The sequence below is a fragment of the Shinella sp. Sh6 genome (assembly GCF_055392685.1).
Window position 1 is genome coordinate 2,527,760 of the sequence record NZ_AP044005.1, and the last position, 12,809, is coordinate 2,540,568.

The following is a 12,809-nucleotide window of genomic DNA, read 5'->3' on the forward strand; positions in this document are numbered from 1 at the left end:
CCGATCTCCCCCCTTGTGGGGGAGATGTCCGGCAGGACAGAGGGGGGTACTTACGCCCGCTGCCTCCTAAATCTCAACCAGCGCCTCCAGATGCGGCAGAAGCACCACGCTCTCCTGCTCGTGCGGGTCTGTCCGGGCGATGACCGCCGACGCCGGCTCATCGGAAAGGTTGGCCGGCAGATGCGGCACGCCGGCGGGGATGTAGAACATTTCCCCCGCCCTGACGACGACATGGTTCTCCAGCCGCTCGCCGTACCAGGTATGCGCCTCGCCCGAGAGCATGTAGATGGCCGTCTCGTGGCGCTCGTGCATATGCGCCTTCGCCCGTCCGCCCGGCGGGATCGTCAGAAGGTGCATGCAGATGCCGGATGCGCCCACCGTTTCGCGGGCGATGCCCTCGAAATAGCTGAACCCCTGCTTGCCGTCATAGGTGCCGCCCGGGCGCACCACCCGGCATTCGGCCTTCGTCTCCATCGCCATCCCAGCCTCCAGGTCAAGAATTCCGTGCCCAAAGTGATACGCCAGACAATGCCGATTGCAATGCCGGGAATGGACATGCAGTCTGCCGAAAACCGCGCCGTGCGAGGCGCCGGAGGATGACCAGCATGCCCCCGTCCGATACCGTCGTTTCCGCAAGAGATCTCGGCCTCACCTTCCAGACCGCCGACGGCCCCGTCACCGCGCTGACCGGCGTCGACCTTTCGGTCGGCAAGGGCGATTTCGTCTCCTTCATCGGCCCCTCCGGCTGCGGCAAGACGACGTTCCTGCGCGTCATCGCCGACCTCGAAAAGCCGACCTCCGGCACGATCACCGTCAACGGCATGACGCCGGAAGAGGCCCGCCGGCAGCGCGCCTACGGCTATGTCTTCCAGGCCGCCGCGCTCTATCCCTGGCGCACCATCGAGAAGAACATCGCCCTGCCGCTGGAGATCATGGGCTATTCGAAGGAGGAGCGGCAGGCGCGCATCGAACGCACGCTCGACCTCGTGAACCTCTCCGGCTTCGGCAAGAAATATCCCTGGCAGCTTTCCGGCGGCATGCAGCAGCGCGCCTCCATCGCCCGGGCGCTCGCCTTCGACGCGGATCTCCTCCTGATGGACGAACCGTTCGGCGCGCTCGACGAGATCGTGCGCGACCACCTCAACGAGCAGCTCCTGAAGCTGTGGGCCGCAACGCGGAAGACCATCTGCTTCGTCACCCATTCCATCCCCGAGGCGGTCTATCTCTCGACGAAGATCGTCGTCATGAGCCCCCGCCCCGGCCGCGTCACCGACATCATCGAATCGCCCCTGCCGAAGGACCGCCCCCTCGGCATCCGCGAGACCCCCGAATTCCTCGAAATCGCCCACCGCGTCCGCGAAGGCCTGCGCGCCGGCCACAGCTACGAGGAGCACGCGTGATGAAGCTCTCCTTCGTCGTCTGGCTGTTCGGCGCGACGGCCGTCTTCATCGGCGCGGCGACGGCCTCGCGTGCCTATGTCGGCTCCGTGAACATTCTCTACCTGCTGCTTTCCATGGCGCTCTATATCGTCGGCAACCTGATGATGCTGAGGCTGATGCGCGAGGGCGGGATGGGGCTTGCCGTTTCGCTTTCGGCGGTCACCCAGCTTCTCGTCATCAACGTCATCGCCTTCCTCGTCTTCGGCGAGCGGCTTTCCGGCACGCAGCTTGCGGGCGTCGCCCTCGGCGTCGTTTCCATGGGGCTGATGCTGCTGCCCTCCCCGGCGCGGAGCTGAACCCATGGGCGAGACACGCTTCCTCCGCGACCGCCTGCTGCCGATATGCACCGTGCTGCTCGCCCTCCTTGCGCTCTGGTACGTCTTCGTGGTCGTGCTCAACGCGCCGTTCGAGCATGACACGGCCGCGCGGGCCGGCGGGACGATCGGCTTCATGGAGCTCTTGCCGAAGACGATGATGCAGGAGCGGCCCGTGCTGCCGGCGCCGCACCAGGTCTTCGCAGAACTCTGGGACACGACGGTCAACAAGGCGATCACCTCCAAGCGCAGCCTCGTCTATCATGCCTGGATCACGCTTTCGGCGACGCTGCTCGGCTTCGCCATGGGCGCCGCGCTCGGCATCCTGCTCGCCATCGCCATCGTGCACAACCGCGCCATGGACCGCTCGCTGATGCCCTGGGTCATCGCCAGCCAGACGATCCCCATCCTCGCCATCGCGCCGATGATCATCGTCGTCCTGAACGCCATCGGCATTTCCGGCCTGATGCCGAAGGCGCTGATCTCGACCTATCTTTCCTTCTTCCCCATCGTCGTCGGCATGGTGAAGGGCCTGCGCAGCCCCGAGCAGATCCAGCTCGACCTGATGCATACCTACAACGCCTCGGCGATGCAGACCTTCTGGAAGCTGCGCTGGCCGGCTTCCATGCCCTATCTCTTCACCTCGCTGAAGGTGGCGGTCGCCATCTCGCTCGTCGGCGCCATCGTCGGGGAACTGCCGACGGGCGCCGTCGCCGGCCTCGGCGCGCGGCTTCTTGCCGGCTCCTATTACGGCCAGACGGTGCAGATCTGGGCGGCGCTCTTCATGGCGGCGGGCGTGGCGGCGCTGCTCGTCATCGTCGTCGGCATCGCGCACAATCTCGTCCTCAAGCGCATGGGGGCACGGGCATGAACCTTTCCATCCTGATCGCCGCCGTCGTCTTCTGGCTCGCCGCCTGGGCCTTCAACGAATGGCTCGTGCGGCGGAAATTCCGCAATCCCGCCGCCGACCGCGCGGCGCGCCTTGCCGTGCCGCTGATCTTCGGCGCCACCATCCTCGTGCTGTGGGAAGGCATCGTCCGGGGCTTCAATGTGCCCTCGGTGCTGCTGCCGCCACCGAGCATGATCTGGGGCCGGCTGATCGGCTCCGTGCCGACGCTCTGGGCGGATTTCCGCCAGACATTCCTCAAGTCCGTGCTCGTCGGCTATGCGCTCGGCTGCGGGCTCGGCTTCCTCGTCGCCATCCTCATCGACCGCTCGCCCTTCCTGCAGAAGGGCCTGCTGCCGCTCGGCAACTTCGTCTCGGCGCTGCCGGTCATCGGGGTCGCCCCCATCATGGTCATGTGGTTCGGCTTCGACTGGCAATCCAAGGTCGCCGTCGTCGTCATCATGACCTTCTTCCCCATGCTGGTGAACACAGTGTCGGGCCTTGCCGCGACCAGCCACATGGAGCGCGACCTTATGCGCACCTATGCCGCCGACTGGTTCCAGACGCTGGTGAAGCTGCGCCTGCCGGCTGCCTGGCCCTTCATCTTCAACGCCCTCAAGATCAACTCAACCCTCGCGCTGATCGGCGCGATCGTCGCCGAATTCTTCGGAACGCCCATCGTCGGCATGGGCTTCCGGATCTCCACGGAAGTGGGCCGCATGAATGTCGACATGGTTTGGGCCGAAATCGCGGTCGCCGCGGTGGCTGGCTCCGCCTTCTACGGGATCGTCGCGCTCATCGAGCGGGCGGTCACGTTCTGGCATCCGTCTGTCCGCGGTGGACAGGCGTAACAAGAAGAAAGAGGGAACTGACATGAAAACGAAGATCGCATCGCTGCTGCTGGCAAGCGCCTTCTCGCTTGCCGCGTTCCAGGCCGGGGCCGCCGACAAGGTGGTCCTCCAGCTCAAATGGGTGACCCAGGCCCAGTTCGGCGGCTACTACGTCGCAAAAGACAAGGGCTTCTACGAGGAAGAAGGCCTCGACGTCGAGATCAAGCCGGGCGGCCCGGACATCGCCCCCGCGCAGGTGATCGCCGGCGGCGGCGCCGACGTCATCGTCGACTGGATGCCGTCTGCCCTTGCCACGCGCGAAAAGGGCGTGCCGCTCGTCAACATCGCCCAGCCCTTCAAGTCCTCGGGCATGATGCTGACCTGTCTCAAGGAATCCGGCGTCAAGAGCCCCGACGACTTCAAGGGCAAGACGCTCGGCGTCTGGTTCTTCGGCAACGAATATCCGTTCCTCTCCTGGATGAGCCACCTGAAGATCCCGACCGAGGGCGGGCCGGATGGCGTGACCGTCCTCAAGCAGGGCTTCAATGTCGATCCGCTGATCCAGAAGCAGGCCGCCTGCATCTCCACCATGACGTACAACGAATACGGCCAGGTGCTCGATGCCGGCATCAAGCCGGAGGACCTCGTGACCTTCAAGTACGAGGACCAGGGCGTCGCCACGCTCGAAGACGGCCTCTACGTGCTGGAAGACAAGCTCAAGGACCCGGCCTTCAAGGAGAAGATGGTCAAGTTCGTGCGGGCCTCCATGAAGGGCTGGAAATATGCCGAGGAGCACCCGGACGAGGCCGCCGAGATCGTGCTGGAGAACGACTCGACCGGCGCCCAGACCGATGCGCACCAGAAGTTCATGATGGGCGAGGTCGTCAAGCTGACCGAGGGCTCCAACGGCGCGCTCGACGAGGCGGACTACAAGCGCACGGTGGAATCGCTGCTGGCCGGCGGCTCCGACCCGGTCATCTCCAAGGAGCCGGAAGGCGCCTGGACGCACGAGATCACCGACGAAGCGCTGAAGTAACAACGCTCGCATGGGAGAACCGAACGTGCGGGGGCTCGCCCCCCGCACGTTTTGTTTTGCCGGAAAGCCCGCTGGAAATGCCGGTTAACTAAAATAATGAGGCACCATTTCGTTACCCCTTGTAAGCTTGATAAACGCCGATTACATAGACCGCACGAGGGGAACAAGAGGAGCCGCAGGCGGCTTCTTCCGTGTCCGCCATGCAGACGAAATGCAGGTCCGGCCAGAAAATCACAAGAACGCCCGGACGCTGGTTCATAAATTCATGCTTTGGGAAAGTTCGGCCTATGGCTTCTGGACACCGGAATGTTTTTTCTCTTTCCATTGCCGCCCTCCTGGCGGCAAGCCCCGCCTTCGCCGCCGATGCGGTGAAGGGTGAAGCGGCACCCCAGCAGCAGGCGCAGAACCTTCCGGCCATCGTCGTCACCGCCGCCGAGATGCGGCCCATCGTCGACCGCGTGATCGCGACCGGCACGGTGCAGGCCGTCGAGGAAGTCTACGTCACCCCGCTCGTCGAGGGCCTTTCCATCCGCACGCTCGAAGCCGATGTCGGCGACATGGTCGAAGCCGGCGGCACGCTCGCCACGCTGAACGACGACGCGCTCGTGCTGCAGAAGAGCCAGACCGAGGCGTCGCTCGCCAAGGCCGAAGCCGCGCTCGCGCAGATCAAGGCGCAGCTCGCCGAAGCCAAGGCGAACGCCGCCGAAGCCGTGAGCGCCCGCGACAGGGCGCAGAAACTCGTCAAGTCCGGCTCGCAGTCGCAGGCCGCCGTCGACCAGGCCGTCGCCGCGGCCGATGCCGCGCTTGCCCGCGTCCATTCCGCCGAACAGGCGATCGCGGTCTCCGAGGCCGACATCAAGGTGGCGCAGTCGCAGATCGACGACATCGACCTGAAGCTTGCCCGCACCGCGGTGAAATCCCCGGTCGCCGGTATCGTCTCGGCCCGCACGGCCAAGATCGGCGCGATCGCCAGCGGCTCCGGCTCGCCGCTCTTCACCGTCATCCGCGACGGCGAGATCGAATTGAAGGCCGACGTCGCCGAAGACGGCATCCTCAAGCTCGAGCCGGGCCAGAAGGCGACCGTGACGCTTGCCGGCGGCGCGGCGCGGCTTTCCGGCAAGGTCCGCCTCGTCGAACCGACGCTCGACCCGCAAAGCCGCCTCGGCCATGTCTACATCCGCTTCGACGAACCGGGCAAGGCCCGCGCCGGCATGTTCGCCAGCGCCGAGATCGTCGCCGCGGAGAAAGAGGGCCTCACCCTGCCGCTCTCGGCCGTCACGGCGACCGACGGCAAGACGGTGGCCCGCAAGGTCGAGAACGGCATCGTCACGCTGGTGCCGGTCGAGACCGGCATCCAGGACGGGCAGGCGATCGAGATCGTCAAGGGCCTTTCGGCCGGCGACGAGGTGGTCGCCAAGGCCGGCGCCTATGTTCGCGACGGCGACCGGGTCAATCCGGTCCATGCCGAAGAGGCTTCGGCCAGGAAATGACGCGAAGGCTCCGCCACAGCGGGGTCGCCTCCGCAACCGGGCGGAAGGCAATGCCGGGCCGGGGCGCCCGGTGGCATGACGGGCGAGCCGGCGGGGCCGGTGCCCGGGCAACGTCTGGTCTCTTACCGAGGACTTTGGGGACATGAACTTTTCAGCTTGGTCCATTCGCAACCCGATTGCGCCTTTGCTGGCGTTTTTCCTGCTGCTCTATGTCGGCATCCAGTCCTTCTATTCGCTGCCCATCACGCGGTTCCCCAATATCGACGTGCCGGTCGTCGCCGTCACGGTGACGCAGAGCGGCGCCGCCCCGGCCGAGCTCGAAGTGCAGGTGACGAAGGAGATCGAGGACGCCGTCGCCGGCATCGAGGGCGTCGACGACATCATGTCGACGGTCACCGACGGTAGCTCCGTCACCTCCATCCTCTTCAAAATCGAAAAGCCGACCAACCAGGCGCTCCAGGACGTCAAGGACGCGATCGACCGCATCCGCAGCGACCTGCCGGCCTCCGTCGAGGAGCCGGTCGTCACCAAGATCGACGTCGAGGGTCAGGCGATCCAGACCTTCGCCGTCTCCTCGCCCAACATGACGCTGGAGGAGCTTTCCTGGTTTGTCGACGACAAGGTCAAGCGCGCGCTGCAGGGCCAGCCCGGCATCGGCAAGATCGACCGCTTCGGCGGCGCCGACCGCGAGGTGCGCGTCGACCTCAATGCCGACAAGCTGGAAGCCTACGGCGTCACCGCCGCCGACGTGAACCGCCAGATCCGCGCCATGAACGCGGATGCGGGCTCCGGCCGCGGCCAGATCGCCGGCTCCGAACAGGCGATCCGCACGCTCGGCGACGCCCGCTCCGTCGAGAAGCTGACCAACACGATGGTCGCGCTGCCGAACGGCCGCTTCGTGCGGCTGTCCGAACTCGGCAAGATCTCCGACACCTATGAGGAGCCGCGCTCCTTCTCGCGCTTCAACGGCAACCCGGTCGTCACCTTCGCCGTCTTCCGCTCCAAGGGCGCCAGCGAAGTGACGGTCGCCGAATCCGTCGACGCGGCGCTCGAAGGCGTGCGCAAGCAGAATCCGGACGTCTCCATCCAGCTCGTCGACGACGCGGTCTACTTCACCTACGGCAACTACGAGGCCGCGCTTCACACGCTGCTGGAAGGCGCGCTGCTGGCCGTCGCCGTGGTGCTGCTCTTCCTGCGCAACTGGCGGGCGACGCTGATTTCCGCCGTCGCGCTGCCGCTCTCGGCGATCCCGACCTTCTTCGTCATGGACATGCTCGGCTTCTCGCTGAACCTCGTCTCCTTCCTCGCGCTGACGCTCGCCACCGGCATCCTCGTCGACGACGCCATCGTGGAGATCGAGAACATCGCGCGGCATATCCGCATGGGCAAGACGCCCTACCGCGCCGCCATCGAGGCGGCCGACGAGATCGGCCTTGCGGTGATCGCGACCACCTTCACCATCATCGCCGTCTTCGTGCCCGTCTCCTTCATGCCGGGCATTCCGGGCCAGTATTTCATCCAGTTCGGCCTGACGGTCGCCGTCGCGGTCTTCTTCTCGCTCACCGTGGCGCGCCTCATCACGCCGGTCATGGCGGCCTATCTCATGCGCTCGGGCGATGCGGACGGCCACGGCGAGGAGAAGGAAGGCCGCTTCATGCGCGGCTATACCTGGCTCGTCAGCAAGACGGCCGGCACCTGGTATGCCCGCTATGCGACGCTCATCGGCGCCATCGCCTTCCTCGTCGCCTCCGTGGCCCTGCTCTTCACCGTGCCCGGCAGCTTCATGCCGCCGGAAGACGCTTCGCGCGTCGTGCTCTCCATCGAGCTTCCGCCGGATGCGATGCTCAACGACACGGACCGCACGACGACGCAGATCTACGACCGGATCAAGGACATCGACGGTGTTGAGAGCGTCTTCGTGCTCGGCGGCTCCTCGCCGAAGGGCGACCTCGAACTGCGCCGCGCCTCGGTGACGGTCATCCTCGACAAGCTCGAGCATTCGCTGGCCTACAAGCTGGTGAACGACGTCCTCGGCCGCCTGCCGCTGATCGGCCCGCACCTGCCGAAGATGGAGGCGCACGGGCGCCTGCGCCCGCAGTGGGATATCGAGAAGCAGATCTTCGCGAGCCTGCGCGACATTCCCGACGTGCGCATCATCAAGCTCAACGACCGCGGCGAGCGTGACCTTGCGTTCAACCTGCTCTCCAACAACGAGGCGGACCTCAACAACACCGTCGCGCTCCTCGAATCCAAGCTCCGCGCCGATCCGGCCCTTGCCAATGTCAGCTCGGAAGGCTCGCTGCCGCGGCCGGAGCTGCAGATCCACCCGCGCGACGACGAGATGGCCCGCCTCGGCATCACCACCTCGCAGATCGCCGAAGTGGTGCGCGTCGCCACCATCGGCGACATCGACTCGCAGCTCTCCAAGGTCTCGCTGGACGACCGGCTGATCCCCATCCGCGTGCAGCTCGACCGCAGCTTCCGCACCGATCTCGCCGCCATCCGCAACCTGAAGGTCCAGGCGGCCGGCGGCCAGTTCGTGCCGCTCTCCTCCGTCGCGGACATCGCCTATTCGGAAGGCCCGAGCTCGGTGAAGCGGCACAACCGCAACCGCGTCGTGGAGATCGGCTCCGACCTGAAGCCGGACGTGGCGCTCGACACCGCCACCGCCCGCTTCAAGGAGATTGCCAACAGCATCGACATGCCGCCGACCGTGCAGTTCGCCGAAAGCGGCGACGCGAAGATCCAGGCGGAGATGCAGCAGTCCTTCGGCAATGCCATGCTGCTCGGCCTGCTTCTGGTGCTGATGGTGCTGATCCTGCTCTTCAAGGACGTGATCCAGCCCTTCACCATCCTGCTCTCGCTGCCGCTCGCCATCGGCGGCGTGGCCGCCGGGCTCATCCTCACGCAGAACGCGCTCTCCATGCCCGTCCTCATCGGCATCCTCATGCTGATGGGCATCGTGACGAAGAACGCGATCCTGCTGGTCGACTTCGCCATCGAGATGCGCCGCCACGGCATGGAGCGGGTCGAGGCGATGATCGAGGCCGGCCGCAAGCGCGCCCGCCCCATCGTCATGACCTCCATCGCCATGTCGGCCGGCATGCTGCCCTCGGCGCTCGGCGTTGGCGAAGGCGGTGCCTTCCGCTCGCCGATGGCGATCGCGGTGATCGGCGGCATCATCGTCTCGACGGTGCTCTCGCTCGTCGTCGTGCCGTCCTTCTTCCTGATCATGGACGACCTGTCGCGCCTGCTCGGCTGGGTCTTCGGCCGCTTCGTCGGAAAGAAGGAGAAGGAGCCGGAGGCGATGGAGCCCGCCGACCTCACCCGCCTTGCCGGCGAGACCGCGCGCGACGTCAGCGATCTGGAAAAGCGCATCGAGACGCTGGAGAAGCGCACCGGTGAGCGAAAGCCCTTCAGCGTGGTGCACCATTCGACGCTCGCCGCCGAGTAAAGGCGCCGCCACGGAATAGCAGCGGCCGGCGCGGTCACCCCGCGCCGACCGCTTTCTTCATTGATCGAAATCAAATCACGCTTGCCCGACCTCGGCTATCGTTCTCCAATCGAAGAGCGAACGATGCCTGCGGGAGCATGGAGTGAGATCGATGAACAGGCTGATGAAACCCGGTGCCCGGGAGCGTGAAACCCTGCTGAACTCCGGCCTTCTTTCCGCGCTCGGCGTGGAAAGCGTCGCGGCGATGATGGAGATCGCGGTGATCGGCAACCTGCCTGCGCGCCAGATCCTCTTCCGCGAAGGCGAGCCGGCCGACATGCTGCATTGCGTTCTCTCCGGCTATGTCCGCCTCTACAAGCTCGATCCGGACGGCCGGGAGGCCGACGTGGAGCTCTACGGCCCCGGCGACCTGATCGGCGCAAGCGCGTTGCTCGACGGCAGCCGCTATGCCGTGACCGCCCAGGCGGCCGAGCCGTCGCTGATCGCCCGCTTCGACCTCAAGCGCGTGCGCGAGATCGCAAGCCGCCGCACGGATCTGTGCACGGCGCTCGCCAATGCCCTGTCCGCGCAGCTTTCCAGGGTCTTCGCAAGCCTTGCCGACGACCGCCTGCACACGGCGCCGCAGCGAGTCGCGCGCTACCTCCTCAGCCATTGCGCGCCGGACGGCAGGGCCGTCTCCTTCCGCCTGCCCTACCAGAAGAGCCTGCTGGCCGGAAAGCTGGGGCTCGCCCCGGAAGCCCTGTCGCGCGCCTTCTCCCTCTTGCGGAACCACGGCGTCAACGTGCGCGGCCGCCTCGTCCAGATCACCGATCCCGAGGCGCTCCGCCGGGTCTGAGCCGGCCTTATCGCCGGCGGCCGCTCGCCGCCGCCCTGCGGCTCGGGGCCAGCAATTGCTCGCCCTCGTCCTCGTGGACGGTCCGGTCGCGGCCGAAGGACTTTGCCAGATAGAGCGCTCGGTCGGCTCCCTCATAGACGGATTCGAAGGAGCGGCCGGCCGGCCGGTTGGCGATCCCCGCCGAGAGCGTGACGGCAAGCGACGCCTCGCCGCTCGCGACACGCCGGTCGGCGACCGAGCGGCGCGCCTCCTCGACGAGGAGATAGCAATCGCTGCGGTCCGAACTCTTGATGAAGGCGGCGAATTCCTCGCCGCCGAACCGCCCGACGAGATGGCCCGGCACGAAGACCCGCCGCAGTTCCTCCGCGACCGCGACGATGGCCGCGTCGCCCACGGCATGGCCGTGCCGGTCGTTGACGGCCTTGAAGCGGTCGATGTCGAACAGCACGAAGAAGCCGGCTATGTCGGTTTCGGCCAGCGCCTCGATAAAGGCCCGGCGGTTGTAGAGGCCCGAAAGCGCATCCAGCCGGCTGCGCCGCTCGAATTCGGCGCGTGACAGGGAAAGCTCGTGCATCGCCGTGCCGATCAGCCAGGCAAGCAGCGTCGTGACGCTGGCGGCGATCACGATGGTCGTGGAACCGCCGAAGCCGATGGCCGCGCGCAGCGAATAAGGCAGAAGCCCGAAATGCGCGAGGATCGCCGCCCCCATCAGGTAGGAGGCGGTCGCAAGCGTGGTCGCGACGAGGACGGTGTTGAGAACGAAGGTCGAGATATCCGACTTCGTTTCAAGAACGCCAAGCTCGATCTGCGCCCTCAGCCAGAGGGCCAGCCTGCCACGCATCAATCTCTCCACAGGGCAATTTCCGAAGAGGCGCGGGCGTGCCGCGCGGAAATTGCAATCATGCCGCACCATGAGCGCATCCCCGTTGCCGCCCGGCGGAATGCACCCGTATTCACGCAGACCTTACGGCATTTTCTTTCAGAGACGCCTAATTCAATAAGTAGAAATTTAACTGTCCCGTTTCGATGCGGGACTTCTTGGGGAGCATGTCCGCTTTTCACGCAGGCGGATGCAGCCGGTCGAGCCGGCCGGCGGCGATGCGCTCCTCCACCCAGCGCCGCTCGGCGGCGAACGGATGCCATTGCCAGCCCTCATGGCCGAAGCCGGCGAGCGACACGCGGTCGCCCGCCGCGGCGATATTCTCCAGCACATGGGCGATGACGATCAGCCCCGAGCTCGGAACCACGTAGGGCTCGGGCGCAAAGGCGGCGAGCGAAAGGTCGAGGCGGCGGTGGACCTCCGCGGGAACGATGGCGAGCCGCCGGCCGGTGGCGCTCGCGAAGGCCCGGAAGCCGGCCGTGTAGTCGTCGCAGAAATCGTCGAGGTCGGGATGGCTGACGGCGAGTGGTGCGCGCATGGCGGCGAACATCTCGGCCGTGCGCACGCACCAGATCTCCCGCGCCTGCCGCACCGTCGCGCTCGTCTTCCAGCGCCCGCCGGCAAGCATCTCCAGCGCGGGCCGGCCCGTGTTGCAGACGGCGACGACATCCGTCTTCGTGCCGCCCGGGCCCGCCGAGCGGCAGCCGTTGAAACGGATCACGAGGTCGGCGGCATCGATGGTCCCGGCCAGTCCCTCGGGGACGGCGCCATTGCCGACGATGACGATGCTGCGGGGCATGGCGTGCGTCCTCAGTCGCCCGGCTCGTAGAAGGCCTTCAGCTCGGCCGTGCGCTTGCGCGTCAGGTCCGCAAGGCAGCCGGAAACCAGCATGGGCTCCATGGAGCCGCCCCGCGCCTCGAAGCCGGCGAGGTCGCACTGGCCGTCGCGATAGCCGATCCAGGCGCGCTGGCCGCGCTTCAGGGCATCGACTGCGCCGACGAGTTGCTCGTCCATGTCCTTCAATTCGCCGTCCATGGTCTCCGCCGCCGCGACGGCCTTCCTGTAGGCGGCGTTCAACTCGTCGTCGGCCTCCTGGTAATCGCGGCCGGCGCAGATGTTCATCTCCATCTGCGTGGTGGCGTTCTCGCAGTCGACCTCGGGCTCGTCGTTCTGGGCCATGGCAAGAGTGGGCAGGAACAGGAGAGCGGCGCAGACGGCAGGAAGCAACGGGCGCAGGGTCATGTCACGCCGCCCGCGAAGGCTTGCAGCCTTCGGCCTTCAGCACCCTCCTGGCCGATGCCGGATATTTCGCCAGCATGGCGGCGGGCCGTACCGGCCGGCGCGCGAAGCCGCCGCCGCAATTGGGGCAGGTATGGGAAAGGACGTTCGCCACGCAATCGGCGCAGAAGGTGCATTCGAACGTGCAGATCATCGCCTCGGGGCTTTCGGGCGGAAGATCGCGGTCGCAGCATTCGCAGTTCGGCCTGAGTTCGAGCATTTTTCCACCTCTCCCTTCGCTCCCGGATATCCGGACTTTCGGCATGCCCGCGCCGTTGCGCAAGCGGGAAATGGCGGAAGACTTTCTTTTTCCGGCAACGGTTGCCTTCGCCCACGAAAAAGCCCGGCGCGAAGGCCGGGCCTAGGT

Annotated in this window: 13 protein-coding genes; 8 read left to right on the forward strand and 5 right to left on the reverse strand. The window is 66.4% G+C overall.

Annotated elements, in window-relative coordinates; genetic code table 11:
• Positions 1-66: 66 nt before the first annotated feature.
• Positions 67-480, reverse strand: coding sequence for a cupin domain-containing protein (locus tag ACZ5TO_RS12155; RefSeq protein WP_464798266.1), 414 nt, complete (start codon positions 478-480; stop codon positions 67-69).
• A 116-nt stretch (positions 481-596) separates the two neighbouring features.
• Here ACZ5TO_RS12155 and ACZ5TO_RS12160 point away from each other — a divergent pair, with 116 nt between their 5' ends.
• The 8 genes from ACZ5TO_RS12160 to ACZ5TO_RS12195 all read left to right on the forward strand — a co-directional run bounded on the left by ACZ5TO_RS12160 (position 597) and on the right by ACZ5TO_RS12195 (position 10,284).
• Entirely contained in the window at positions 597-1,400 is an 804-nt protein-coding gene (locus tag ACZ5TO_RS12160) for an ABC transporter ATP-binding protein (RefSeq protein ID WP_184143800.1), read from the forward strand.
• On the forward strand, positions 1,400-1,735 hold the full coding sequence (locus ACZ5TO_RS12165; protein ID WP_464798267.1) for a hypothetical protein: 336 nt from the start codon (positions 1,400-1,402) through the stop codon (positions 1,733-1,735). The genes ACZ5TO_RS12160 and ACZ5TO_RS12165 overlap by 1 nt, the downstream gene beginning before the upstream one ends.
• A 4-nt stretch (positions 1,736-1,739) precedes the next feature.
• Positions 1,740-2,624 carry an ABC transporter permease gene (locus tag ACZ5TO_RS12170; protein WP_464798268.1) on the forward strand — a complete coding sequence of 295 codons (885 nt, stop codon included), beginning with the start codon at positions 1,740-1,742 and terminating at the stop codon, positions 2,622-2,624.
• On the forward strand, positions 2,621-3,490 hold the full coding sequence (locus tag ACZ5TO_RS12175) for an ABC transporter permease (protein ID WP_184143804.1): 870 nt from the start codon (positions 2,621-2,623) through the stop codon (positions 3,488-3,490). The genes ACZ5TO_RS12170 and ACZ5TO_RS12175 overlap by 4 nt, the downstream gene beginning before the upstream one ends.
• A gap of 22 nt (positions 3,491-3,512) precedes the next feature.
• On the forward strand, positions 3,513-4,505 hold the full coding sequence (locus tag ACZ5TO_RS12180; RefSeq protein ID WP_464798269.1) for an ABC transporter substrate-binding protein: 993 nt from the start codon (positions 3,513-3,515) through the stop codon (positions 4,503-4,505).
• A gap of 287 nt (positions 4,506-4,792) precedes the next feature.
• A complete protein-coding gene (locus ACZ5TO_RS12185; RefSeq protein WP_464798270.1) occupies positions 4,793-5,995 on the forward strand; it encodes an efflux RND transporter periplasmic adaptor subunit in 1,203 nt (400 codons plus the stop codon).
• Positions 5,996-6,137: 142 nt separating this feature from the next.
• Entirely contained in the window at positions 6,138-9,449 is a 3,312-nt protein-coding gene (locus tag ACZ5TO_RS12190; RefSeq protein ID WP_464798271.1) for an efflux RND transporter permease subunit, read from the forward strand.
• A 151-nt stretch (positions 9,450-9,600) separates the two neighbouring features.
• On the forward strand, positions 9,601-10,284 hold the full coding sequence (locus ACZ5TO_RS12195; RefSeq protein ID WP_184143812.1) for a Crp/Fnr family transcriptional regulator: 684 nt from the start codon (positions 9,601-9,603) through the stop codon (positions 10,282-10,284).
• 7 nt (positions 10,285-10,291) lie between these two features.
• On the opposite strand, the gene ACZ5TO_RS12200 is transcribed toward ACZ5TO_RS12195, so the two are convergent.
• From ACZ5TO_RS12200 to ACZ5TO_RS12215, 4 genes are all read right to left on the reverse strand, one after another.
• Complete coding sequence (locus tag ACZ5TO_RS12200) at positions 10,292-11,125, reverse strand: GGDEF domain-containing protein (protein ID WP_184143814.1); 834 nt, start codon at positions 11,123-11,125, stop codon at positions 10,292-10,294.
• 217 nt (positions 11,126-11,342) lie between these two features.
• Positions 11,343-11,963 carry a Urease operon accessory protein gene (locus ACZ5TO_RS12205; RefSeq protein ID WP_464798272.1) on the reverse strand — a complete coding sequence of 207 codons (621 nt, stop codon included), beginning with the start codon at positions 11,961-11,963 and terminating at the stop codon, positions 11,343-11,345.
• An 11-nt stretch (positions 11,964-11,974) separates the two neighbouring features.
• Complete coding sequence (locus ACZ5TO_RS12210; RefSeq protein WP_464800386.1) at positions 11,975-12,391, reverse strand: lysozyme inhibitor LprI family protein; 417 nt, start codon at positions 12,389-12,391, stop codon at positions 11,975-11,977.
• 16 nt (positions 12,392-12,407) lie between these two features.
• Positions 12,408-12,662 carry a DUF1272 domain-containing protein gene (locus tag ACZ5TO_RS12215; RefSeq protein ID WP_464798273.1) on the reverse strand — a complete coding sequence of 85 codons (255 nt, stop codon included), beginning with the start codon at positions 12,660-12,662 and terminating at the stop codon, positions 12,408-12,410.
• Positions 12,663-12,809: the final 147 nt, after the last annotated feature.

Excerpts from the sequence above, each read along its gene's own strand:
- ACZ5TO_RS12155 (WP_464798266.1), bottom strand. The coding sequence starts at position 480 with ATGGCGATGGAGACGAAGGCCGAATGCCGGGTGGTGCGCCCGGGCGGC.
- ACZ5TO_RS12160 (WP_184143800.1), top strand. The coding sequence starts at position 597 with ATGACCAGCATGCCCCCGTCCGATACCGTCGTTTCCGCAAGAGATCTC.
- ACZ5TO_RS12165 (WP_464798267.1), top strand. The coding sequence starts at position 1,400 with ATGAAGCTCTCCTTCGTCGTCTGGCTGTTCGGCGCGACGGCCGTCTTC.
- ACZ5TO_RS12170 (WP_464798268.1), top strand. The coding sequence starts at position 1,740 with ATGGGCGAGACACGCTTCCTCCGCGACCGCCTGCTGCCGATATGCACC.
- ACZ5TO_RS12175 (WP_184143804.1), top strand. The coding sequence starts at position 2,621 with ATGAACCTTTCCATCCTGATCGCCGCCGTCGTCTTCTGGCTCGCCGCC.
- ACZ5TO_RS12180 (WP_464798269.1), top strand. The coding sequence starts at position 3,513 with ATGAAAACGAAGATCGCATCGCTGCTGCTGGCAAGCGCCTTCTCGCTT.
- ACZ5TO_RS12185 (WP_464798270.1), top strand. The coding sequence starts at position 4,793 with ATGGCTTCTGGACACCGGAATGTTTTTTCTCTTTCCATTGCCGCCCTC.
- ACZ5TO_RS12190 (WP_464798271.1), top strand. The coding sequence starts at position 6,138 with ATGAACTTTTCAGCTTGGTCCATTCGCAACCCGATTGCGCCTTTGCTG.
- ACZ5TO_RS12195 (WP_184143812.1), top strand. The coding sequence starts at position 9,601 with ATGAACAGGCTGATGAAACCCGGTGCCCGGGAGCGTGAAACCCTGCTG.
- ACZ5TO_RS12200 (WP_184143814.1), bottom strand. The coding sequence starts at position 11,125 with ATGCGTGGCAGGCTGGCCCTCTGGCTGAGGGCGCAGATCGAGCTTGGC.
- ACZ5TO_RS12205 (WP_464798272.1), bottom strand. The coding sequence starts at position 11,963 with ATGCCCCGCAGCATCGTCATCGTCGGCAATGGCGCCGTCCCCGAGGGA.
- ACZ5TO_RS12215 (WP_464798273.1), bottom strand. The coding sequence starts at position 12,662 with ATGCTCGAACTCAGGCCGAACTGCGAATGCTGCGACCGCGATCTTCCG.